General features: G+C 50.4%; 22 protein-coding genes, 2 pseudogenes and 1 riboswitch. Of the genes and pseudogenes, 2 read left to right on the top strand and 22 right to left on the bottom strand.

Annotated elements, in window-relative coordinates:
- Positions 1-477: 477 nt before the first annotated feature.
- Entirely contained in the window at positions 478-1,281 is an 804-nt protein-coding gene (locus SSCH_RS14260; protein WP_044666057.1) for a hypothetical protein, read from the top strand.
- Between the two features lie 157 nt (positions 1,282-1,438).
- Here the strand turns inward: SSCH_RS14260 and SSCH_RS14255 are convergent, their stop codons facing one another.
- Together SSCH_RS14255 and galU are read right to left on the bottom strand one after the other, a co-directional pair.
- Positions 1,439-1,663 carry a NifU family protein gene (locus tag SSCH_RS14255; protein ID WP_044666056.1) on the bottom strand — a complete coding sequence of 75 codons (225 nt, stop codon included), beginning with the start codon at positions 1,661-1,663 and terminating at the stop codon, positions 1,439-1,441.
- Complete coding sequence (gene galU / locus SSCH_RS14250) at positions 1,648-2,571, bottom strand: UTP--glucose-1-phosphate uridylyltransferase GalU (RefSeq protein ID WP_044666055.1); 924 nt, start codon at positions 2,569-2,571, stop codon at positions 1,648-1,650. Before galU ends, SSCH_RS14255 begins: the two co-directional genes overlap by 16 nt.
- Before the next feature lie 319 nt (positions 2,572-2,890).
- Between galU and fbp the strand changes: the two genes are divergently transcribed.
- Complete coding sequence (gene fbp / locus SSCH_RS14245) at positions 2,891-3,988, top strand: fructose-1,6-bisphosphate aldolase/phosphatase (RefSeq protein WP_044666054.1); 1,098 nt, start codon at positions 2,891-2,893, stop codon at positions 3,986-3,988.
- A gap of 392 nt (positions 3,989-4,380) precedes the next feature.
- On the opposite strand, the pseudogene murJ reads toward fbp, so the two are convergent.
- The 20 genes and pseudogenes from murJ to cbiB form a co-directional block, all read right to left on the bottom strand.
- Positions 4,381-5,924: pseudogene (gene murJ / locus SSCH_RS20510) on the bottom strand (murein biosynthesis integral membrane protein MurJ).
- Between the two features lie 158 nt (positions 5,925-6,082).
- Positions 6,083-6,316, bottom strand: a complete 234-nt coding sequence (locus tag SSCH_RS18475) for a hypothetical protein (protein WP_156972324.1) — start codon at positions 6,314-6,316, stop codon at positions 6,083-6,085.
- A 33-nt stretch (positions 6,317-6,349) separates the two neighbouring features.
- Positions 6,350-7,237, bottom strand: a complete 888-nt coding sequence (locus SSCH_RS14235; protein ID WP_232294499.1) for a cobyric acid synthase — start codon at positions 7,235-7,237, stop codon at positions 6,350-6,352.
- A 3-nt stretch (positions 7,238-7,240) separates the two neighbouring features.
- Positions 7,241-8,284, bottom strand: a complete 1,044-nt coding sequence (locus SSCH_RS16980) for a precorrin-8X methylmutase (RefSeq protein WP_052835689.1) — start codon at positions 8,282-8,284, stop codon at positions 7,241-7,243.
- A gap of 25 nt (positions 8,285-8,309) precedes the next feature.
- Positions 8,310-9,089: a precorrin-6A reductase gene (cobK, locus tag SSCH_RS14225; RefSeq protein ID WP_044666053.1), complete on the bottom strand. Its 780-nt coding sequence runs from the start codon at positions 9,087-9,089 to the stop codon at positions 8,310-8,312.
- Complete coding sequence (gene cobJ, locus SSCH_RS14220) at positions 9,086-9,829, bottom strand: precorrin-3B C(17)-methyltransferase (RefSeq protein ID WP_198142510.1); 744 nt, start codon at positions 9,827-9,829, stop codon at positions 9,086-9,088. Before cobJ ends, cobK begins: the two co-directional genes overlap by 4 nt.
- On the bottom strand, positions 9,793-10,530 hold the full coding sequence (locus SSCH_RS17795) for a cobalamin biosynthesis protein (protein ID WP_198142508.1): 738 nt from the start codon (positions 10,528-10,530) through the stop codon (positions 9,793-9,795). The genes cobJ and SSCH_RS17795 overlap by 37 nt, the downstream gene beginning before the upstream one ends.
- Entirely contained in the window at positions 10,460-10,855 is a 396-nt protein-coding gene (locus SSCH_RS17790; RefSeq protein ID WP_084711212.1) for a hypothetical protein, read from the bottom strand. The genes SSCH_RS17795 and SSCH_RS17790 overlap by 71 nt, the downstream gene beginning before the upstream one ends.
- Before the next feature lie 356 nt (positions 10,856-11,211).
- Positions 11,212-12,009, bottom strand: coding sequence for a precorrin-4 C(11)-methyltransferase (gene cobM, locus SSCH_RS14210; RefSeq protein WP_044666051.1), 798 nt, complete (start codon positions 12,007-12,009; stop codon positions 11,212-11,214).
- A 1-nt stretch (position 12,010) separates the two neighbouring features.
- The gene (cobI, locus tag SSCH_RS14205) at positions 12,011-12,733 is read right to left on the bottom strand and encodes a precorrin-2 C(20)-methyltransferase (RefSeq protein WP_044666050.1); all 723 of its coding nucleotides are present in this window, start codon (positions 12,731-12,733) and stop codon (positions 12,011-12,013) included.
- The gene (gene cbiE / locus SSCH_RS16975) at positions 12,723-14,102 is read right to left on the bottom strand and encodes a precorrin-6y C5,15-methyltransferase (decarboxylating) subunit CbiE (RefSeq protein ID WP_198142507.1); all 1,380 of its coding nucleotides are present in this window, start codon (positions 14,100-14,102) and stop codon (positions 12,723-12,725) included. The genes cobI and cbiE overlap by 11 nt, the downstream gene beginning before the upstream one ends.
- A gap of 32 nt (positions 14,103-14,134) precedes the next feature.
- Positions 14,135-16,231, bottom strand: a complete 2,097-nt coding sequence (cbiD, locus tag SSCH_RS20505) for a cobalt-precorrin-5B (C(1))-methyltransferase CbiD (protein WP_232294498.1) — start codon at positions 16,229-16,231, stop codon at positions 14,135-14,137.
- 49 nt (positions 16,232-16,280) lie between these two features.
- Entirely contained in the window at positions 16,281-17,048 is a 768-nt protein-coding gene (gene cbiQ / locus SSCH_RS14180; protein ID WP_044666049.1) for a cobalt ECF transporter T component CbiQ, read from the bottom strand.
- A 123-nt stretch (positions 17,049-17,171) separates the two neighbouring features.
- A pseudogene (locus tag SSCH_RS21515) lies at positions 17,172-17,491 on the bottom strand (energy-coupling factor ABC transporter substrate-binding protein).
- A 4-nt stretch (positions 17,492-17,495) separates the two neighbouring features.
- The gene (locus tag SSCH_RS14170; protein WP_084711215.1) at positions 17,496-18,182 is read right to left on the bottom strand and encodes an energy-coupling factor ABC transporter permease; all 687 of its coding nucleotides are present in this window, start codon (positions 18,180-18,182) and stop codon (positions 17,496-17,498) included.
- Between the two features lie 108 nt (positions 18,183-18,290).
- Complete coding sequence (locus SSCH_RS19600; RefSeq protein WP_198142506.1) at positions 18,291-18,434, bottom strand: hypothetical protein; 144 nt, start codon at positions 18,432-18,434, stop codon at positions 18,291-18,293.
- 127 nt (positions 18,435-18,561) lie between these two features.
- Positions 18,562-18,786, bottom strand: a riboswitch (cobalamin riboswitch).
- A 140-nt stretch (positions 18,787-18,926) separates the two neighbouring features.
- Complete coding sequence (locus tag SSCH_RS14165) at positions 18,927-19,412, bottom strand: MOSC domain-containing protein (RefSeq protein WP_232294497.1); 486 nt, start codon at positions 19,410-19,412, stop codon at positions 18,927-18,929.
- Positions 19,413-19,463: 51 nt separating this feature from the next.
- The gene (gene cobD / locus SSCH_RS14160) at positions 19,464-20,567 is read right to left on the bottom strand and encodes a threonine-phosphate decarboxylase CobD (protein WP_044666046.1); all 1,104 of its coding nucleotides are present in this window, start codon (positions 20,565-20,567) and stop codon (positions 19,464-19,466) included.
- Positions 20,533-21,459: a GHMP family kinase ATP-binding protein gene (locus tag SSCH_RS14155; protein ID WP_232294500.1), complete on the bottom strand. Its 927-nt coding sequence runs from the start codon at positions 21,457-21,459 to the stop codon at positions 20,533-20,535. The genes cobD and SSCH_RS14155 overlap by 35 nt, the downstream gene beginning before the upstream one ends.
- Positions 21,456-22,433 carry an adenosylcobinamide-phosphate synthase CbiB gene (gene cbiB, locus SSCH_RS14150; RefSeq protein ID WP_044666045.1) on the bottom strand — a complete coding sequence of 326 codons (978 nt, stop codon included), beginning with the start codon at positions 22,431-22,433 and terminating at the stop codon, positions 21,456-21,458. The genes SSCH_RS14155 and cbiB overlap by 4 nt, the downstream gene beginning before the upstream one ends.
- Positions 22,434-22,782 lie beyond the last annotated feature (349 nt).

The raw sequence follows: 22,782 nt of genomic DNA, 5'->3' as shown, positions 1-22,782 counted from the left end.
ATTCGCAAGTTAATGAAATCCCCAGGCCAACTGCGATTGGTTCAGGATGATGATTGGAAAATAAGGCCAACGGCAGCTTAGCAATTCTATTCAACATAGCGGTTTCAATACGGTGTACACTACCCGTATGCCCATTTGAAGGTGCTATAGTAGGTTAAAAGGAGCAAAATAGCTTGAAAAGGATGTGCCGCCACATGTAGAACGGATATTTTTCTAAAAAACTTCGGAATCGGTGATAAAAACGCCAGTTTTTGTACTCGCAAGATTTTTAAACATTTTGATGCGTCAGTACTGACGACTATAATATGCCATTGAGGAATTTATGTGATCATGCTAAACTAAAATAAATAGTAAGAGATATTCCACATAACAGATTTCCCTTCTATACTTTCCATTCATAACCATCTTGTTTATGGGTTCCGTTGTCTCCCGGTGACGGTGTGTAAAGGTATCTAACAAAATAGGGAGGTGGAACACATGAGTGTTGCGATGGCGTACCTGCAAGATTTAACTGATGATGACATTTATTTTATTGTAAGAACGATTGTGGATAAAAGGCAAGACTATGACCATATCTGTGAGTTATTGAAAGATAAGCCTGACCTGGTGGAGATCATGCTGGAAGATGAGAAACTTTTTTGGCGAGTCCAGGATGAAGAAGATATCTTTTTAGAGATTTCCCCATTTCTGTTGTTCAGTATCCTCATCCAGCAGACAAAAAAGCATCTCGAAAAAAAGAGCTGTACAATGGAAATAATCGGTCGTGAACGCATCCCGGTTTTCGATGCTGAGGATGCCGTAGTCCTGCTTCAAAACAAAGATGTACGCGCTTACCTGGCCAGAATGCTGGCGTCTTTTACCAGGGTTGACAGCACCACAGTTGTGTATCGCGCCCGAGGATTAACCTATCAGCGCCACTTTAGTGAGCTTGATTTCGATGATGTATTGGAACTGGCTGGATTGGTGGAACTCCCTTACCGCTATGATTTTTATAAGCGGCTTGCAGATATTTCCCTGTTTATCACTGGGATCTTCCCCGAGTACATGGGCAGCGCCATTCCCAACCGGTATATAGGGCGCGGCGGGTGCCGCACCACTCAAGACTATGAGGAGGAAGGGCGCCGCTACTATGACCTTGCTTCTACCTACGATGAAGCAAGGGAACAAGGACTGGATCATGTGCTTTCAAAATTTGCTGAAAAATTTACTACAATACGCAAGCCCTTAAACTATCTGTCTGAAAACTTTATTTATAATTACCGCGGGAAATGGTTTGCCTAATTAAATAGTTGTAATTTTTAACCCGTTGCATTATGAAATGCAGCGGGTTTTTTTGCTAATCAGCTTATCACTTTTCTCATGGAAGACAGTACCACACGACAAACGTCAATAGAAAAAACCCGGAAACCGAAATAGATTCTGGCCCCGGGCTTTTCTACTAGCGAACCGCAACAACCTCTGTCACTTCGGGGATCTCTTTTTTGAGAGCCCGCTCAATCCCCATTTTCAGGGTAACCATTGCCATCGCACAGCCGCCGCAGGCCCCTTTAAGACGCACTTTAACCAATCCGTTTTCATCAACATCGACGAGTTCTACATCCCCTCCGTCACGCTGAAGCACAGGGCGTACCTGATTTAGAACGGCTTCTACTTTTTCCCGCAACACCTTTCACCCCCATTTTGAACAGCATCTTTTAAAAATTGGCGAAACGATGTACCCAGTTCCGCGTTATTCAGCGCATACATTACAGTGGCCTGCAGGAAACCGAGTTTGTCCCCTACATCATACCTTTCCCCGGAAAAGAGGCAGGCATAAATAGGCTGGATCCTGGCAAGTTCTCTCAGCGCATCGGTCAATTGAATCTCTCCTCCTGCTCCGGGGCCGGTCTTTCCTAAAATCTCAAAAATCTCAGGAGTAATGATATAGCGCCCGATTACAGCAAAATTCGATGGAGCATCAACTGCTGCCGGCTTTTCAACCAGGTCCTCCACTTTAAAATAGCGACTATTATTATTGCAATTATTGTGATCCCCTTCTACCGGTTTGATAATGCCGTACCGGGATACATCCTGATCCGGAACCTCTTGAACTGCCAGAACCGCAGCCTGACGCTCCTCGTAGATGTCCAGAAGTTGGCGCAGGCAGGGCACATCAGCATCAATGAGGTCATCTCCCAGCAGTACAGCAAAAGGCTCATCACCAATAAACTTCCTGGCACAATAAATGGCATGCCCTAACCCTAAAGCCTCTTTCTGCCTTACATAATGAATATCGACAAGGTTAGTGATATCCTCGATCAGGTGCAGGAGTTCCTCGTCACCCTTCTCTTTGAGGACAAGCTCCAGTTCCACAGCCCTGTCAAAGTGGTCCTCAATGGCACGCTTATTTTTTCCGGTGACAATAATAATATCCTCGATCCCGGAATTCATGGCTTCCTCCACTGTATACTGAATCGCCGGTTTATCAACAATAGGCAGCATCTCTTTTGGTTGAGCCTTGGTCGCCGGAAGAAAGCGTGTCCCCCACCCTGCTGCTGGGATAACGGCTTTTTTTACCTTTTTTTGAAACAAATCCAGTCATCTCCTCGACCGTTATTTATTAATGCTCTTTTCTGCTATAATGATAATAAAAGGCAACTGAGGAATTCATAAATTATTTCGCTAATTAGTTCGCTGTTCAAAACCCTAATCCTTCTTTTCCAAAGCACTTAAAGTGAAGCAGACACTGTCAATAAGGCACTTTTTGCCGAGTCCAACTGCCTCTTATGGATAAAATTGGCTTGGAAAATGCCCGATTTTTTATTATACTTTGAAGGAAACTCCAGTCCTAGTGTCGTAATGTATAACATAAATATCAATTAGTATAACACATTTGTGGAGGAGGACAAATATGGGGAAGAAAATAACCCTATCAGTAATCAAGGCCGATGTTGGAGGCTATGTGGGGCATTCCAATGTTCATCCCGAACTCTTGGAAAAAGCACGAGAAATGTTATCAGGACACCCCCTGCTCATAGACTCTTATGTTGCCCATGTGGGCGATGACATCAACCTGATCATGACGCACGAAACAGGTCGGAACAACGGAGAAATCCATAAGTTGGCATGGGATACCTTTCTTGCATGTACAGAGGTGGCTAAAAAATTAAAGCTCTATGGCGCAGGACAGGACCTCCTGGGAGACGCCTTCTCCGGCAACATTAAAGGGCTTGGCCCAGGTACCGCCGAGATGCAGTTCGAAGAACGGAAAAGCGAACCAGTGATCATATTTATGGCAGATAAAACAGAACCAGGTGCCTGGAACCTGCCTCTTTATAAAATGTTTGCCGATCCCTTCAACACCATCGGACTGGTGATCGACCCGAATATGCACAACGGTTTTGAATTTGAGGTCAGGGACACCATCAAGAACAAGAAGATCATCTTCTCTACTCCGGAAGACCTTTATGACATGCTCGTCTTCATCGGGGCAACGGGAAGATTCTGCATCAAGCGTGTCTTCAATAAGGAAACAAAGGATATTGCCGCTGTATCCAGCACCCAGCGCCTCAATCTCATGGCCGGGCGCTATGTCGGTAAAGATGACCCGGTCTGTATCGTCCGCTGCCAGAGCGGGTATCCGGCGGTTGGTGAAGCTCTTGAGCCCTTCACCTATCCCCACCTGGTGGCCGGCTGGATGCGCGGATCACACAATGGTCCCTTAATGCCTGTCAGCATGAATGAGGCCCGTCCCACAAGATTTGACGGTCCACCACGGGTAATCGCCTTAGGCTTCCAGCTCTCTGAGGGCAAATTAGTAGGGCCACAAGATCTATTTGATGACCCCGCTTTCGACAATGTCAGGAAACAGGCCAACAATGTCGCCGACTACATACGCCGCATGGGACCCTTTGAGCCTCATCGCCTTCCCCTGGATGAGATGGAATATACATCCATGCCGCAGGTAACGGAAAAGCTGAAGGACCGCTTTATCGATCTGAATAAATAATAACCCAAATAGAAAAGGGCTTCCAAGGCAAGGAAGCCCTTTTTTGGATCAGTGGGGATCAGGGGGACGGTTCTTTTAATGCACCGGGGACAGTCCCCCTTGCACGCATTTTAAGTCCACGGAACAACCGGTACAGGTTCAAGACAAAGGTAACACTATTCCCTGAATGAACGAATGAGCATGCTCCGCGACAGTTGTACAGGTTCAGGATACAGGTAACACAATGCCCCCTTTTCCCCCTTCATCGTGACAAAAGACCAGCTAACTAAAGTCAAGACCTGCCACGGGTGCCGTTCTCGCGGCACGCCCCCGCGGCGTGCCGGCAGACCCCAGCAGCAGGTCAGCGCACTCCGCCCGCATCGCTGAAGCGTGATAAAAGGGCAGTCCCCTTATCACGCTTGACCCCATTTTTCCCCGGCCACTTTTTTCTGCCTCTTGAAAAGATGCTTTATAGCTTTCGAAACATAATCAAATCCGACCTTCAATTCAGGCAGTCCCAACAAGTAAGAAGCAACGGTATAGATAACCACCCCAGCACAGATGGCCACTGTGAGCAATCCTGCCTCCAGGAAAAAGCCCGGGGCGGGGTAAAGCCCGGTTAAGAATCTCCACAGAGCAACAACCCCACCTCCCATCACTGCAGAAGCCAGGGAAACACGCCAGAAGCTGTCCCACATCTCCAGACCGCCCAACCCACCCACTCTCCTGCGCAGAACAGCAAAAAGGATGATAACTGCAACAAGGGAGGCGATAGATGTCGCTAGAGCAAGCCCGCCGTGTGCAAGGGGCCCAACAAGTATGAAGTTCAAGATGATATTGACGGCGACCGCGGCAATGCCCAGCATCATCGGGGTAAAGGTATCCTGCATAGCAAAATAAACGCGGCTGATCACTTCCCGCAGGGCCATAGGCAAAAGCCCCAGACTGAAAAAGAACACAGCATACGCTGTCATTTCTGTAGCCTGAGGATCAAAGGCACCGCGCTCAAAAAGCACCCGTACAATAGGATCCCGAAGCACGATCAACCCCACAGCCATAGGGATGGTTAGAAAAATACTGGCCCGCACCCCTGCTACCATAGCACGGCGTAGCCCGTGCATATTATTGTCAGCTGCCAGCTGAGAAAAGGTGGGATAAAGCACCGTAGTTACAGCCATAACAAAGATCCCCAGGGGCAACTGTGTAAGGCGAGCACCGAAATTTAAGGCGGAAATACTCCCCTCCGCCAATCCTGAGGCAAGCATCCGGTCAACAATAAGCCCTATCTGCCCGGCCCCTGTTGCCAGGAGAATAGGAACGATCAGCTTCCCAACTTGATGGAAACCCGGATCCTTCCAGTCGATCACCAACCGGTAGCGATATTTCGCCCTTTTAAGACCAGGAGCATAATTAAGATCTGGCTGGCTGTAGCCAGCACACTTCCTACAGCAACCCCAATAATGCCGAAGCTCTTCCCCGAAATGATGATCGCTAAAATCATGATCACATTGAAAGGAATCCCTACCAGAGCCGGCCAGGTGAACCGCTCCTCTGCCTGCAGGTAACCTGTCAAGACAGCGGTAAGTGCAAGAAAAACCATCATGGGGAGCAAGAGCCTGGTCAGGGTAATTGTCAAGTTAACTGCCTCCCCCTGAAACCCGCGGGCGACAATCTTAACTATCCAGGGAGCGCCAAATGCCCCTACAATAACCATAACAAGGCAAAAAAGCAGAATAAAGTTGACCAACGTGTTGATAAAACGCTGGCCGGCCTCCTCCCCTTCATCATGCACACGCTGGGTAAAAACCGGAATCAGGGTTGTTGACAAAGCAGTACCGACAACAGAAAAGAGCATCCACGGAATAATCGTGGCGACAAGATAGGCATCTGTAGCCGTAGTAGCCCCAAAAACACCGGCAAGGGCGGTTTCGCGGAAAAAACCTAAAACCTTACTCAAAATAGAGGCAACTGTGATAATACCTGCTGCCTTAAATAGTTGTTTCTTTTTTCATAGATCCCTTGCCCACCTTAAAACGATTTAGTAATAACATAATCAATTATACCAGAAAGGAAAAAACTAATTATTAAAAGATGGCAAGGTTCATTTTACGACTTTTAATGGCAGACAACAGTATCCTTTTTCCAACGACTAACGACCAACCCGAAAAACAGATGCCTGAAACCGGAAGCCAGAAGTCCGAAGTGCCCATCCTTGTACGGCTTGATGGATGGCACACATAGCCCGGCAACCTTTACGATCCACTTTAGATAACTGGACTTTCCTAACGACCAACCGGGAAAACAGAAGTCGGAAACCAGAGGTCGGAAGTCTGTGATAAAAGGTGACACCACCCCCGTCCCCCTGTCATCCTCATCCCCCTGTCATCCTTTCAGCAGTTCATAGATCTTTTTCATGTCCAGAGAGCTGCGGCAAGTGTCAGCCAAACGGTCAAGTTCTGTTTCGATGTCCGCTTTGTCATCTGAATACTGATCAGGATCCCTGGAACAGAGGGAGTCTTCTTCCGGCAGGTGGAGGTCGATGAAGGGAACCACCCCCAGCACGGGTTTCCCGGTCTTTTTCTCCAGGAAGTCCAGTGCAGGTGTAAGCAAAGATAAATCCCCGCGGAATTTGTTGATGATGATCCCCTGCACAATATCCCGCTCCTCCTGGTCGAGGAGCTCCAGGGTGCCCACAATGGAAGCCAGGGCACCACCACGGTCTATATCTGCAACCAGCAGCACAGGAGCCCCAGCCAGTCTTGCAGTGCGCATGTTGGCCAGGTCACGCTCCTTCAAGTTAACCTCAGCAGGGCTACCCGCTCCCTCGATGACAATGATTTCATAGCCCTGCTGCAGATACTTCAGAGCTTTCTTGATATCGGTCAGCAGTTCAAGATTCTTGCCCAGGTGATAGTCCCGCGCGCTCATTGCCTCACCCAAGGGCTTCCCCAGCACAACCACACGGGAGGAGGCATCGCTGGCGGGTTTGAGCAGAATAGGATTCATTTCTACCCGCGGCTCAACACCCGCGGCCTGAGCCTGCAGCACCTGAGCAGACCCCATCTCATACCCTTCCCTGGTTACAAAACAGTTCTGCGTCATATTCTGCGCTTTGAAAGGTGCTACCTTATAGCCATCCTGATGAATGATACGACAGAGTGCCGCAACAAGAATAGACTTCCCCACATTGGAAGCGGTACCTTGCAGCATTATTGCTTTAGCCAATTTGAAATCCACCCTTTCATAGTGCTGCCTTTTGCAATCCTGCATCCCCTAAAGCCCCGCATTACCCCGCGCCAGTGCCAGCAAGGCGTTGACCACAGCCACAGCCACAGCACTTCCCCCCTGGGGGCCGATCATTGTAATGAAAGGAACTTCCTGACCCAAAAGGCGTGCCTTGGACTCAGCCGCGTCTACAAAGCCTACCGGGGTGCCGATGATCAAGGCGGGCTTTACCCCCTGCTCCACTAAATTGATCACCTCTTCCAGAGCTGTAGGAGCATTCCCAACTACTACTATATTACCAGGAAGGGATTCGCGGCAAGCGCGAACTGCAACAATCGCCCTGGTTAGCCCGGTGGTCTTTGCCTCCTCCCTGACTTTTGGATGGTGGATCAGGCATTCAGCCTTGCCCCCCAGTTCCTGTAAGGCAGTACGGTTAATACCCACCATTACCATCTGCACATCTGTAAAGACCTTTGTACCATTTTTCAAAGCAGTGAGCCCGGAGGCAACCGCCTGCGGATGGAAGCGCATCAGTCTGGCGGCATCTGGATCACCGGTGGCGTGAACAACCCTTCTCACCACCTCCCCTTCTGGTCCGGGGAAGCGCTCCTGGAAAAAATCTTCTCCCAGGGCATCCTCGATCCGCGTGCGGCTGAGCCTTGTTATCTCATCTGGATTGGATATAATGCAGTGAGCGGTTGCTTCAGGCTCATTTTGAGAAAAAGGCCCTGCCGCTGACCGCACTCTCTCCATGATAATCTCCGCCAGGCGGGGATCAGGCCCTATTGGTGGGGTCAAATGAAAGCAGACTTCACTGCCGTACTGTTGTTTGAGCTTTTCCAGAGCCTCAGGAATATCCTCCTTCAGATGTATCCCCGGAAATAATAATGAGGGGACAATAATGATCTCTTTGACCCCATCGTTTACAAAACTCGCCACTCCCTCATCAAGCGATGGCCGTGCAAATTGAAAATAAGCGGGTACAACCTGCATCCCAAGGTTCGCCTGCACCATCGCTGTCAATTGTTTCAGCCCTTCATTAGCGGCCTGGCGCCTGCTGCCGTGGCCGAGAATGAGTACACCCTTTTTCATTTAATTCCCTCCTGTTTTGTTTTTGTTAAAATATCGTTTGCTGGCCTTCAACCTGCTTCGCCCAGTAGATAACCTCATCTTTATCAGAGACAACATGCCCTTCACTGTCAGCTACCGGACGCTCCACCAGAACAACCGGAATCTTGAGATCCAAAGCAGCAGCGACCTTTTCACCCTCCGGGCCGCTCTCCTTCGTCACCAGGGCGTCTGCCTGGAAATGCTCAAAAAGCGCCCTGTTCAGTTCTCTGCTCCCGGGCCCCTGTAGAGCAACAATCTGCTGAGGTTTCAGTCCAACCCGCAGACAGGTGGATACTGCCTCCGGCAGGGGCAGCACCCTGGCAGTAAAAGAGCAGAGTGATAGTAGAGGATGGCCCACGATGAAGGCCAGGTGATTGACCCCCACAGCCAAAAAAACGCTCCTGGCTTGCAAATCACTGATTTTTTCAGCCACACCATCCCAATCTTGCACCCGGTATAAAAGACTGCTTTCCGGAAGTGCAGCAGACGGCCGCTCCCAGCGAAGATAAGGCCGTCCACTGGTACAGGCAACATCCTGGGCCAGTTGGGAAATCTCCACAGCAAAGGGATGTGTGGCATCTAAAATACCTTTGATCCTGTGCTCATCCACCAACCTCTGCATTCCCGCCGCATCCAACCTTCCGATTTTAACTATAACCCCTGGTATCTCCTGCAGCAGCGCTCCCCCATAGGATGTTGTCACACTGGCTAAAACACTGAAACCAGCACTGATCAGATCAGCGGCCAGCTCTCTCCCATCCTTGGTACCTGCCAGCAACAGGATCAACTCTTTTCACCCCCGCTGATCTGATAGCCCCTGGGGGTGATCATCCGGCCCTCTTTGACATAAGATTGGCTGCTGCCTATAATCACCAATGAGAACATATCGATCTCCTCATCCAGGAAGTGTGCCAGGTCAGAGATAACCACCCTTTGTCCGGCACGCCCGGCACCGGTTACAATCCCCACCGGTGTGGATGCTGTTCGGTAGTTGAGAAGCATCTCCCTGGCCTCCTCAATCTGCTGCACTCTGCGCTTGCTTTTGGGGTTGTAGAAAATAATGACAAAATCCCCCTGTGCAGCAGCCTCTACCCGGCGCAGGATCACCTCCCAGGGAGTCAGCAGATCACTTAAGCTGATCACCACAAAATCATTCATCAAAGGCGCCCCCAGCAGTGCAGCTGCCGCAGAGGCAGCTGTAATACCCGGGATGACCTCAAAATCCACCCGCTTGTAGTCATTCACCTCAAAGAGCAGTTCCAGCACCAAACCGGCCATCCCGTAGATCCCGGCATCCCCGCTGCTGACTACCACAACCCTTCTGCCTGCCAACGCCTTGTCTAAAGCCTTACGGGCACGCTTCACTTCCTGTCGCATCCCACTTCCGATCACCTCTTGTTCCGGTGAGAGGACATCCTCTATTAGCTCCACATAGGGACGGTACCCCACCACAACATCAGCTTCCTTTATGGTTTGCACTGCCCGCTGGCTCATATTCTCCGGATTGCCTGGCCCGATTCCGACCACAGCAAGCCGGCCTCTGCTAATGCCACTGTGACCCTGCCTATCTTCATTTTTGAGAGCACCAGCTTCCCCTCCGCTGCTGCTGCCAATGCCGCTGTTTCGCATACACCACCAACTCCTGTTCTTTCTCGTACAAAATTAGAATCCGCAAGATATGGATGCTGCTCATGAATCTCCTTTAATACTTCTGTGCTGTAAAAAACCAGGGGAAGCTTCCATCTCCCAGCCGCCTCCCACAGACCACCCTCATCTCCCTTAATTTCATGGGAAGCCAGGGTAGTCAAACCATCCCTGTTCCGTCCTGAGCGTTTCAGTGCCTCCTCCAGTGCACCCAGTATCTCCTCTGCGGAAACGCCCCGCTTACAGCCGATGCCCGCTGACAGACAGGGTGGACACAGACAGACCCCCTGACTGCTGAACTGACTGTACTCACGGCTCGTCACATAGACCGGAAAGCCACTCTGATGCTCGGTATGTCTTGCCAGGGGAAGAACCTCTATCCCCTTTTCATCTGCCAACTGAAGATCCCATTCCGTGTAAATCACCACCCGCTCACCTGCCAGGAAGGCCTTGTTGGCCTCCTTCACCCGCTCCCTGGGCAGTGGCAGCATTCCCCACTGTTTAGCCAGGGTATCAAGAGCGGGTTTTCCCTGGACATCTGTTGCTGTTGTGATCACAGAAACAGCTCCCAGCAGAGCAGCCACCTGTCGTGCCAGGGCGTTGCTGCCCCCCCCAATGCCCTCCTACCAGACTCACTGCAAAATGGCCGCCTTCATCTACCACCACAACACCGGGATCATCCCATTTGCTCTTGAGCAAGGGTGCGATCAAGCGCACCACAATCCCCACCGCCATAATAAAAATAAAGCTCTCATACTCATCCCACAGAGAGCGCACCTGTGATGAAAGAGAGGAACCCGCAGCTATAACCTCTAAGCTTTCCTGATCCCACCCGGCAGCTAAGCGCTCCGCCACACTCTTCCCGGCCGCTGTTAAATAGATCACCGCTATCATCCGTCTTTTTGCCATAATCTAAACCACCACCCTGAGGTGACAAGGGGACGGTTCTCCTGTCACCATCCTGTCACCTTTTCTGGAGCACAGGAACAGTCCTGTTTTGCTTCCCCTTCAACATTCACATCCCAAGACTTTTCGTGGCAAACAAAACGCCCCTCTAACTCCCAAACTGAAATGAAATGCATGCTGATAACACACTGCCGATATACCTGCAGCTAATATTTCCCTGAAATCCCAGACAGCCAAAGTTGTCATAATAAGATCGTCGCTCTGTCACCCAGGTGAGATGACAATAGGAGGTGACAATAGTACCGTCCCTCTGTCACCACCTCCGTCACCCCGTGAGACGCGAGAACCGTCCCCGTGTCTCATTTTGACCAGCCGCGGGAACCGTCCCCTTGGCTGGTCCGATAACCGTGGCTGAAGGAGGGATCATAGAGGAGTGAGCGGTTCCCTTCGGCTGTGAGGAAATCACCGATCAGAACCATCGCTGTTTTAGTGATACCTTCTGCACAGGCATCTGCAGCCATTTCCCCTATGGTTGTCATGATAAAGCGCTCACCAGGCCAGGTAACCCGCTCTACAATAGCTGCCGGTGTATCCGCGGGCAGGTTGACCATCAGATCAGCAGCCGCCTGATCCAAAAGACTGGCACTCAGGAAAAGACAGATTGTCGACCCGTGGCGTCCCAATTCTTGCAGTGATTCTCTTTCAGGAACCGGAGTTCTGCCCCCCTGTCTGGTGATGACCACCGTTTGGGTGCCCCCGGGCACAGTCAGTTCCCTGCCCAGGAGGGCTGCTGCAGCTAAAAATGAGCTGACCCCGGGAACAATCTCCCAGGGGATCTGCTCCTCATTGACAGCCTCTATCTGTTCCTGGATCGCTCCATATAAAGAGGGATCACCTGTATGAAGGCGCACCACGGTTTTACCGGCAGCCGCACCTTTCCGGATGAGCTCCATCGTTTTCTCCAGGGTGAGGCCGGCTGTATCATAACAGGGCACCCCCGCACGGACATATTTAAGCAATTCCACATTGACGAGGGACCCCGCATAAAGCACCAGGTCTGCCTCTTCAAGCAGCCGCATCCCCTTCACAGTAATTAACTCAGGGTCACCAGGCCCCGCCCCTACAAAATAGACACTACCCTTCTGCTGCTCACTCATCTTACCGCTCCACCTTCCCCACTAAAATAAGTGAAAAATAATCCCTGGGTATCTCCCCAGGCAATGCCAGGTTATCCAGCATCACCTGTCCAGGCATCCCACACCTGGAGATAAACACCGCCTCATCCAGTCGATCCAGTTCTTTCAAGATATCCAGCACATCATCAAGCACAGGTGCTACCTTCAACAGAACCACATTTTCAAAACTGCCCAAGACATTTTTCAAAAATTCCACACCCCGGGTTGCAGGCACCACAGCCAAAGACTCCCTGCCACAAGCAAGGGCGCGATTAAACAACGCCGCAGCAGCGCTGAAAGAGGTAATTCCGGGTATTGTTTCCACAGCCAGATCCGGCTCCAGCTCCAACAGAGCATCCAATAGATAGGCATAAGTGCTATAGAGCACACTGTCTCCCAAAGTAATAAAAGCAGCATCCTTCCCTTCATCAAGCACAGTGAGAACATCCTCAGCAGCCAGCTTCCACCCCTCTTTTAAATCCAGAAAAGACCTGGTCATGGGAAAGACCAGTTCCTGTATTTCCTGGCCATCCAACAAATCCAAAAAGGGGGCGATAATTTTCATAGCACTGCTCGACTCACCACTGGCCTTGACAGGTACAAAGATCACAGGCACCCTCCGCAATAAATCAGCTGCTTTCAGTGTCAGCAAATCCGGTGAACCAGGACCCACACCGATTCCATAAAACTTTCCTTTAACTGTCACTGCCTTCCCTCCTCACTGCCTGTAGGATGAAAACAGGGTTTTCTCCCTGAAAGATTCGGGCTTCTCCCCGGGATACCACACGGGAAACCTGGAGCAGCACTGCATCAAGCTGCTCCCAGCTGTCCCCCTGCAAGAGCCCCCAGGCGGCACTGAAGGTATCGGGTGTCACTGCACTGAGAACTATTCTGCTTCCGGGGCCCAGCCAGGATGCGGCAGACTGCACGATATCCTGAAGCCTCCCCCCGCTCCCCCCAACCAAAACACAGTCCGGCCGGGGAAATTCAGCACAAGCATCAGGAGCCTCTCCTGTAACCACATAAGCGTTGGTCAGCCCAAACCTTTTCAAGTTCATCCTGGCGAGTTCAGCTGCTGCGGGATCCCTCTCTACTGCATAGACCCTGCCTGGAGCGATCAGGCGAGCGGTTTCCACTGTCCAGCCCCCGGTTCCTGCTCCCAGGTCATAGACGACCATCCCGCGGCAGAGGCGTGCCTTGCTCAACACCAGGGCACGCACCTCCTCCTGAGAAAGCGGTGTCCTGGTACGCATAAACAGTTCATTGGCAAGACCCGGAGTTACAACATCCCTCCACTCCTCGATAGCAAGCTCTTCAACGACTGCCTCTTCAATTACCTCCTTAATGACCAACTCTTCAAAGAACGGCTCTTCTTCAACTGCCAACCCCTCAACAGCCGGTTCTTCAACTGCTGCCTTCTCCTCACTAGCGCAGGATATGCCTTCACAGGCATCCTCTCGCAGCAGGATCACGATGCTGTTCCCTCGATCATCGATCTCTGCGCCTTCTTTGAGACCGGTCAAGGTAATTTCCTCCCCTGGCCTGCCTAAATTGGTCAGCACCCAAACTAAAGAAAAATGAGACCCATGCTCTAAAAAGTAGCGACACACCACGGCTGGAGTGCAGTGTTCATCGGTCAACACAGCGACCTTACCGGCAGAGCAGACCTGCTGCAACTGCTCCAGTCCACGCCCATGCACACTTGCAACAGCCATGTCATGCCAGTTAAGTCCCAAACGAGCACAACCTAACTGCAGGGAACTGATCCCAGGGATAACTCGTAAATTTTCCACACCGAAACGCTTCCTGAGAAGCGGCAAGAGACTGAAAAAACCTGGGTCACCGGAGAGCAGTACCACCACCCGCTTGGTTTCCCTTGCCTCTGCAACATGATCAAGAACCCCCTGCAGATCACCTCTAATTCGGATTTTTTCTTTTCCAGCTGCTTCAAAAATGGACAAAGCACTCTCCCCACCCACCAGCAGATCCGCCTCCTCAACAACACCCCAGGCCAGGGGCAGTATGTATTTCTCACTCCCAGGACCAGCACCAACCACAGTTACCGGATAAACCACAACAGACCAATCCCTTCACTATTATTCATCGATCAATTTCCAACCATACAGCCCGCCCTGAGCTGCCAGCCAGCCTCACTGAGCAGATTAACAGCTGTCCTGTCACAGCCCAGGAGAGACTGGTCCGCAGCGATGATCACAGTGCCCACCTGAAGAACAGAGGTCGGAGGCCGGAGGTCGGAAGTCGGAAGTTGACATCGATCTCTGTTTTTTTCGTCTGCCGGTGCTACCTGGTCAGTAGAAGCATCTAACTGTTGATCTTCCCGTAGATAGGTAACCGCCCGCCGGCTGGCACGCTCTGCCAGATCCCTCCAGACAATCTCCAGCCCAGCCCTCTTCAAAATGGGGATCATTCCCTCCACTGTAGGGGTCTCCAGGATTTCCTTGATCAGGTCACTTCCTGCACCCCTGGCCCCGGCCAGTGCCGCCACAACCTCTGCTCTTCCATCTGCCACGCGGTTGTGTGTATGAAAAACACCTGCAGCCACCTTGACCATTTTTCCCGCATGCCCCCATAAAATAAGCCGCCGGAAACCTTGCCGCAGGCACTCCTCCAATATGAAACCAACAAAATTGCTCGTCATGATCACAGCCTCAGCAGGGGCACCCAAATTCTCCACAAGACACCTTACCCCACGCCGCCCCGGAGTAAGCAGCAAAAGATCGCACCCCGCACATTTGGCGATCTCCAACTGGGGAATCAAAGCCATTTTGAATGCTTCCTCAGACATAGGCTCCACAATCCCGGTTGTCCCCAGGATAGAAATACCGCCGACAACTCCCAGCTGAGGATTCATCGTCTTTTTAGCCAACCTCTCACCTTCAGGAACACTGATGGTGATCTCTGCTCCGCTGTCAGGTGGAAGCACCGCAGCAACATTTTCCCGGATCATCTGCAATGGTACAGGATTGATCGCTGCCTGGCCGGGAGGAACAGCCAGCCCTGGTTTGGTGGCCACCCCAACACCCTTGCCACCTCGAATGACGATCCCCTCCTCTAGAAACCTCGCTGTTACCTCAATGCGCGCCCCATCTGTGATATCAGGGTCATCACCGCCATCTTTGATCACCCAGGCCTTGGCCTCATTGCCACATCTCTCTATGCCGGCGATCTCGATGTTAAGATAATTTCCTTCAGGCAAAAGAACCTCTACCTGCTCTGGATGCTCCCCTTTAAGCACCAGTACTGCCGCTCTCCCTGCAGCTGCGGCAGATGTACCTGTGGTATAGCCGCGGCGCAGCAGTTTTCCCTTGTGCCACCGGTAGGAATTGCCACCCGATGACATTGGCGAACAGTTATTTAAATCACGGATCCTTTTCATAAGCTCCTGTACACTTTTCGCAGGTGCACCCTCATCACAACACCCCTTAGCAACCAGCTCACCAGACAGTACATAGAGCAGCGGTCTGGCCAGTTCTGCATCCTTTAAAAGCTCAGCATCATCGAATATTTCCAGTGGAGCGCCCTCTCCGATCACCCGGCCATCCTTCATCACAAAGATATAATCTGCCCAGGAATAGGCCATCTCCACATCATGGGTAGAGATAATCACAGTGACTCCTCGCCCATTACATCTGGTTAGGATTTCCATGACATGTCTGGCATGTTTGACATCCAGCCAGGCAGTCGGCTCATCACAGATCAACACCTCAGGCTGCATAGCTAAGATATCGGCGATGGCCACCCGTTTTTTCTGGCCGTAGCTCAAAAAATGGGTGGGCTTATCTTGAAGATTTACAATTCCTGTATCCTCCATAGCCTGACGAACTAGCTTTTCTGTTACATCCTTGGACAACCCTAAATTAAGAGGGCCAAAGGAAATCTCCTGCCTCACACTTGAGGAAAACAGCTGGGTATCCGGGTCCTGAAAAACGATCCCCACCTTTTTGCGCACCTCCAGCAGTGAGGCGCGGTCATAGCGCACCTCTTGGCCTGCCACATAAACCTTTCCCTGATCAGGCTTGATCAAGCCATTAAAATGCAGGAAAAGGGTTGTTTTCCCGGCCCCATTGGGACCCAGGAAGGCGACCCTCTTTCCGGCGGGGATGGCAATATTCATCTCTACCAAAGCCTTTGTGCCGTCAACATAACTGAATTCCAGACACCTGGTCTCTATAGCTGCATTCATTAAAAAGTACACCTCCAACGACAAAGCAATAAGAAACTCCGGCAGCAGGTTAAGAGAATAAACCTACAACAACCAAAATTACATTTACAACACAAATAATACATAAATTCTTCATAGACAGGGTGTAGGTAGTATCTAACACCTGAAGCTGACCCGTATAACACCTTGATGAGAGAGTCATGTAGAGCATCTTGGAGTTATAAAATGATTTGCTGAACAGATTGGATAACAGCTGCCCCAGTGAAGAATAAGATGTTTTCCAGGTTGCGTATCCCCAGCGGGAGGCCTGTGCTATATAGATCTGATCAGCTGTTTCCAACAGCACAAAGATATAGCGGTATGTGATGGACATCAGTTCAATCAACAGGGGAGGCAGTTTGAGCTTTCCGAGGACGGAAAGGATCTCTGCCATCGGTGTTGTCAAGGAAAGAAAGTAAAGGCAAGAGACTGCTCCCAGCGACCTCAAAAAAAGCTCACCCGCCTTATACAAGCCATTTGAAGTCACTCCCACCATAAAGCTGCCGATCTTAAAACCCCATAATAAGATCACACTATCCCTGGTAATGGTAACTGCCACAGTGATCACTCCCACCACCAGGAATAATAAGGGTACCATCATCAGCTTCCCAAAAAAGCGGCCTGGTATTTTTGCCAGCAGAACTGTTGCCCCCGTCATAATGAACAGAACCAACAGAGATACCGGTGGTGATGCAAAGATGAGGCAGATCAACATCGTCAGACCAGCCATTATGATTTTTTCTATAGGGTGGACAGCGGATAATTTGTTCGTATAGGCATACTGGTCTATTTTTAGCAAACCTGTCAGCTCCTCGACTGTGGCAATTCATATTGACTGGCCCTCGGGAACCTGTTATCCCCGAACACCCACAGGGCATATGAGTCTCAGCCCCGAAGGCCAGTCATTTATAAGGAGAGGTCTCTAGCTTTTTGAGGTACTAACCTGTCCAGTGACCCTTTCTTGTGCTTTCTCATTTTCTTTTCTGCCTTTTACAAAACCAAAGTAATAACCGATGAATCCTGCACCAATCGCTGCCTGCAAGGCGAAAAGCAGGCTTTCTATTTCACCGCTGGGCGGCTCCCAGATAGATTCCATCCAGGCTCATACTCAGGCTGTACTTCAGTAATGGCCACTTCGGCTTCACCATCTGCTCCCCCATACTCCGCATCACTTTTGACCAGCAGAGGGAAAACAGCTATCAATAACACCAGAACAATTAAAATAATGTTTTTAGATCTCATTTCATCAAACCCCCTTTGCAGCCTTGGCAGGTGTAGAAATCACTGCCAATTCTTCCAACTCACGTTTGTTATGAACAGTCAGGAGGTTGAACAGGACAACAGTGAGCAGACCCTCAGCGACAGCCAGCGGTATTTGGGTAACCGCAAAAATACCCATAAACTTCGTCAGTGATGCCGCAAAGCCCCCGACCTCAGCCGGGAACGCGAGAGCCAGCTGAAAAGAGGTCGTCACATAGGTCAGCAGGTTTCCCAGCGCAGCTGCCAGAAAAACTCCCAGCCATGTAGGTGCCTTCAACTTCTGACAGAGCTTATAGACAAAGTAAGCAACAAAGGGACCTATAATCGCCATAGAGAATGTGTTAGCTCCCAGAGTGCTGAACCCACCATGGGCTAAAAGCAGTGCCTGGAAAATCAGAACTATGCAACCTATCACACTCATAGCGGTTGGCCCAAAAAGAATTGCTCCTAATCCAACCCCGGTCGGGTGAGAGCAGCTGCCGGTCACAGAGGGGATCTTCAATGCAGACAGCACAAAAACAAAGGCCGCTACCACTCCCAGCAGCATTTTCACATCAGGATTTTTTTCAACTGTTTTGCTGATCGACCTGAATCCCACAATGACAAAGGGGATAGCCAGCACACCCCAGATAACACACCACTTCAGCGGAAGAAAGCCCTCCATGATATGCATGGCATGGGCAGTGAGGGGAGAGTTGATCAGAACAAAAAACAACACCCAACATTAATAATAACTTCTTACTACGCCTGGACATCTTCTTCCAAGCAGGAAACACAGGGATCACTCCTTAGTTATCTTTTTCCAGCAGCGATTCATATTCTGCCTCTCATCAAGGGTAAGGTAACAGAGGCAAACAGCCGTTATGTCGCTGCACCCCTTACCCAGCCAAACCTGAGAATTTTTTGCCTGGGTAGTTAACAACATCCGCAATGTTGCTGCAGCTACATTTGCCCGTGTTGCCATGTGATACAGACATTAAAAACAAAAAACTCAGTCCTACGGACTGAGACTGAAGATCATGGACCTCACCTCCCTATCCGCGTAGGGTTTAAGCTGTGTGCTGAAACAGGCAGGTTTCCTGGCTTGGGTTCATCGCTGTTTCCGCTCCTTCCCCAAAGGATGCCATCTATTTGGCGTCGCTCTGAGTGGATTGCTGCGGACAGACTCCCCCTCACAGTGGCGGGACCGCACCTTTTCACCCCGCACTTTCCAGTGCTGAGTGTCTGGTTTCCCTTTTCAGCCCGTTGACCGGGCCACCTGTTCCACTATTTAGTTGTTATTTACATGTATTCGCTGTTCTTTTTGTTATTCCTGCTTAATCAATTTAACAAAAAAACACAACCGGTGAACTCCTTGCACTTTTTTCCCCGGTCAAGAAAACAGCAGGCTCATTATCCGAAAACACCATACCGAAATTCAATTAGGCTTGATCAAACGAACCGGATCCCCAATAGATACCCAACCGCTGCGCACAACCCGGCAGAAACGCCCTTCAGTAACCAGGGGAACCTTCCCATGAAAATTAAAGGTATGTGTCTCATCAATGACCTTGCCGATCTGAACTACCTCAAGCTCGGCATTACCCAGCAGCAAGCAGGATCCCAGTTCTATCTCATCGACATCGATACCCTTAATATTAATATTTTCAGCAAAATCACCAGGGGTAGCAGAAAATCCCCCTTCAGAGGCAACCTTCTCCATTACCTCCAGTGTGAGAACGCTGACCTGCCTCTCGGTTCCTGCATGGGCATCTCCCACCAATCCCCGATCCTTCTCCAAATACCCTTTACCGACATTAATCTTTCCTGTACCAGACTTCTCACTGATACATACCCCAGCAACCTTGCCTTCCAATTCGCTCACTCCTCTTCTTTCCTGAAGCAGACAAATAGATATTATCAAGACATCTTTTATTACTTATTTCTCTGACAGGTATTTTAACACAACATTAACTCACATTTGAAGCCCCGAATTGATTAACCCTGTCAGTTCTGCGGCCAGCAGCCGATTTTTTTCCCTGTCCTTCACCGCTACCCGAAGAAAGCGGTCATCTAGATAGGCAAAATTGCTGCAGTCTCTCACCAGAATCCCCTTTCGGGCAAGCTCATCTGCCACAAATGGCGCAGTAAGGTTTGCACGTAGTTCCAGCAGCAGGTAGGGGGCCTCTGATGGGTAGACATTGATCCCCTCTATTGCAGACAGCGCTGCCGCCAACAGCATCCGCTCCTGTTCAACAAAGGTGCGTGAGCGATGCGCATAGTCCTTATCCTTCACAGCTTCTGCAGCTGAAGCCTGGGCGAGGGCGTTGACCTGCCAGGGAGGCTGAAACCTGCTGAGATACTTGATTGTATCCTGATGAGCAGCAGCATAGCCGACCCTAAGCCCCGGGATAGAAAAGAACTTCGTCAGGGACTGCAGTACGAACAGATTTCTGTTATCCGCAGTATCACGAACAGCACTCAGTTCCTGCCAGCAGTTATGAAAGATCAAAAAAGACTCGTCAATAACAACAAATACACCCCTGTTGTTGCAGAAGTTTAGAAACTGCCCTAAGAAATCCTGGGGGAATAAGCTGCCTGTAGGATTGTTGGGGCTGCAGAGAAAAACCATATCCACATCACAGGCAGCGCGCATCAGCGATTTGAGAGCGGGAAGAAAGCTCTTTTCCGGTGCCAGACGGAACTGCTTTATTTTGGCTTGAAAGGCACGAGCGGCGATCTCATATTCCCGAAAGGTGGGACCCGGAATCAAAACAGTGCGGGGGCGCAGTGCCTGCATTAGCATGTAAATCAGTTCCACTGCACCATTGGAAAAAATCAGATTTTCAGGTGCAGTGCCAAGACGGGATGCATATTCTTCCTTTAATGTGTCACAGTACGGTTCCGGGTAAACAGTAATATATGAAACCCAGTTTTCCACCAGGGTTTTGACGCCTTCAGGGGGTCCCAGGGGGTTGACATTAACACTGAAATCCATGATTTTTTCCGGATCCAGCCCATATTTTGCTGCCACAAGGGTCAGATTACCCCCATGCTGGTGCTTCACTATACTCTCCATCCCTTCTATGAATCATCCCCGTATAGCGCGGTCCTCCCCCTACAAGGCGAAGGGGATAACAGGCCCGGAGCGCAGGAAAGTGTTTGGCAATGCTCTTTACCAAAAAGGTATCACTTTCCCTACCAGGTGGAACCAGTACCCCGGCAACAGTACCGCTGTGAGCCACATTCACCCCATAGGCGCCGTGACTCATAGCAAAATCGATCAACTCCTCAAGACGCGGTTTGTGGAGAATCCCCTGGTTGGTTAAGGCACTTAAGGTCGCACCGCGTCCCAGGAGAACCGGATCTTTCCTGGCTATTCCCGCTTTGACGAGTTCCAGGGCCTGCCTCGTCTTACTCTCATTGGAGCTATTCCGTGAAGGCAGATCACCACGGTTGTTGAAGGCCAGGGTATCCACAACCCCACCGAAATCCAGCGCTATAATACCCAGAGGTACCGCCTTACCCAGGTCTTGATATAACATACCCCGCACATGATCAAAGAGGGCGATCCCTGGGAAAAAAGTGGCATCAGATGGCTCAATAGCAAGCGCTATCGCGGCAATTTCATTGAGGTCAGGTGTAATTTTCATAGCTGCAGCAGCAGCAAAGCACCCCGCGGCCAGGTCCGCGGTGCTGCTGGCCATCCCCTTGCCCACCGGTAGAGAGGAAGTCACATCAATGATAACCCCATGACCGGAATAACCATACAGGTCAAGCATCTTTCGGATTGCAAGGTATGTTTTTGAGCGTTTTTTGGGATAGTGGTCATCCTGTGATGCCCCAAGGCGTACAGTTACCCTGCTGTACCAATTCACCGGGCAGGAAACCAGGAAGTTGGTTCCCCCACTGGTTCCCTGAACCAGTTCACCGCAGGAACCAGGAACCACTGCACCCCCCTCTAAGATCACCAAAGTGCTCCCCACCTTATCACAATAACCAGGCCGGAATACAGAACAAGAAGCAGGAACAAAGTGCCGTAGATCAACTTTCTGACAGCTGTGATCTGACTGCTTTCCAGCGGCCTTACAGAATCCCCCAGCTGCGGCCTCTCTGATGGTATGCCCTGGTAGTAGTTGGTTCCACCCAGCTGAATCCCCAGGGCTCCGGCAGCTGCAGCCTCCGGATAGCCGCTGTTGGGACTGGGGTGTTTCCTTCGATCACGCCGGGTGATGGAAATGGCAGCACGCCAATCCAACTTCAGGAACCAGGCACAGATCACCAGCAAAAAAGCTGTCAGGCGTGCCGGAAGGTAATTGGCAACATCATCCAACCTGGCAGCAAACCACCCGAAGTCACAATATCGTTCATCTTTATAACCCAGCATGGAGTCATGGGTGTTGATCATCCGGTAAGCTAACGCCAGGGGTACACCCCCGATGGCAAAATAGAAGAGGGGAGCAGTGATTCCATCAGAGATATTTTCTGCAACTGTTTCCACAACCGCCCTGGTAATCCCTGCTTCATCAAGGTTATCTGTATCCCGGCCCACGATCATACCTGCGTATTTCCGTGCCTGCACCAGATCTCCCTTTTCCAGCAAGTTGAAGATCTGCAGGGCTGCCTTATCCAGACTGCGGACAGCAAATGTACACCACAGGAAAATCGCCCCAATGATAACAGCAGCAAGTGGGAGATTTTTCTCCAATTCTGCCAGCAGCAGATAGGATAATATATATACCAACACAACATTGAACAGTACAAGAATAATCCCTGCCAGGCGTTTACGCCAGGGTGGTGCCCCTTCTCTATAAACAAACCCCTCTCCTTTAGCGATCAAGGCACCTGCAAGAGCGACCGGATGATAAGGTGTCTGTGGGTCACCCACCAGCAGATCCAAAACCACTGCCAACAAGAGGGTTGCTAAAGCTATTATTCCAAACATACACCTTCCCCTTTTCCCCAAAGCGTCTTTGAATTCTTCGTGACAGGGGGACGCTCATTGTCAACGTTTCTTCCTATTGTGACAGAGGAACGGCCCTTTTGTCATCTTTGAACATAGATAACTGAATATTGAATAAATCGTATTCCTCAGCAATAGCTTGGAAATATCCTTTTACCATCACCTGCTGCCGGAGGGTTGGTCGGGGAAAATGCAGTGCTTCCCTGGAATGCTAAATCAGACATTTGCTTCCGCTGTCATTTTGGACAGCAGCACTAAAAAAGCTTAAACCCCGACCAATACAGATCGGGGACTCTGCAAAAACATAAAAACCATCTCCCTATCTTGCGTA

This window comes from Syntrophaceticus schinkii, assembly GCF_000946815.1.
In the GTDB taxonomy this organism is placed as follows: domain Bacteria; phylum Bacillota; class DSM-12270; order Thermacetogeniales; family Thermacetogeniaceae; genus Syntrophaceticus; species Syntrophaceticus schinkii.
This window is presented reverse-complemented; position numbering and strand designations above follow the sequence as displayed.

Bases quoted from the DNA above. Each gene is read 5' to 3' on its own strand.
- SSCH_RS14260 (WP_044666057.1), top strand. From the start codon at position 478: ATGAGTGTTGCGATGGCGTACCTGCAAGATTTAACTGATGATGACATT.
- fbp (WP_044666054.1), top strand. From the start codon at position 2,891: ATGGGGAAGAAAATAACCCTATCAGTAATCAAGGCCGATGTTGGAGGC.
- SSCH_RS14235 (WP_232294499.1), bottom strand. From the start codon at position 7,237: ATGCAGGATTGCAAAAGGCAGCACTATGAAAGGGTGGATTTCAAATTG.
- SSCH_RS16980 (WP_052835689.1), bottom strand. From the start codon at position 8,284: ATGAAAAAGGGTGTACTCATTCTCGGCCACGGCAGCAGGCGCCAGGCC.
- SSCH_RS17790 (WP_084711212.1), bottom strand. From the start codon at position 10,855: ATGGCAAAAAGACGGATGATAGCGGTGATCTATTTAACAGCGGCCGGG.
- cobM (WP_044666051.1), bottom strand. From the start codon at position 12,009: ATGAGTGAGCAGCAGAAGGGTAGTGTCTATTTTGTAGGGGCGGGGCCT.
- cbiD (WP_232294498.1), bottom strand. From the start codon at position 16,231: ATGAATGCAGCTATAGAGACCAGGTGTCTGGAATTCAGTTATGTTGAC.
- SSCH_RS14170 (WP_084711215.1), bottom strand. From the start codon at position 18,182: ATGCATATCATGGAGGGCTTTCTTCCGCTGAAGTGGTGTGTTATCTGG.
- SSCH_RS19600 (WP_198142506.1), bottom strand. From the start codon at position 18,434: ATGTTGTTAACTACCCAGGCAAAAAATTCTCAGGTTTGGCTGGGTAAG.
- cobD (WP_044666046.1), bottom strand. From the start codon at position 20,567: ATGGAGAGTATAGTGAAGCACCAGCATGGGGGTAATCTGACCCTTGTG.
- cbiB (WP_044666045.1), bottom strand. From the start codon at position 22,433: ATGTTTGGAATAATAGCTTTAGCAACCCTCTTGTTGGCAGTGGTTTTG.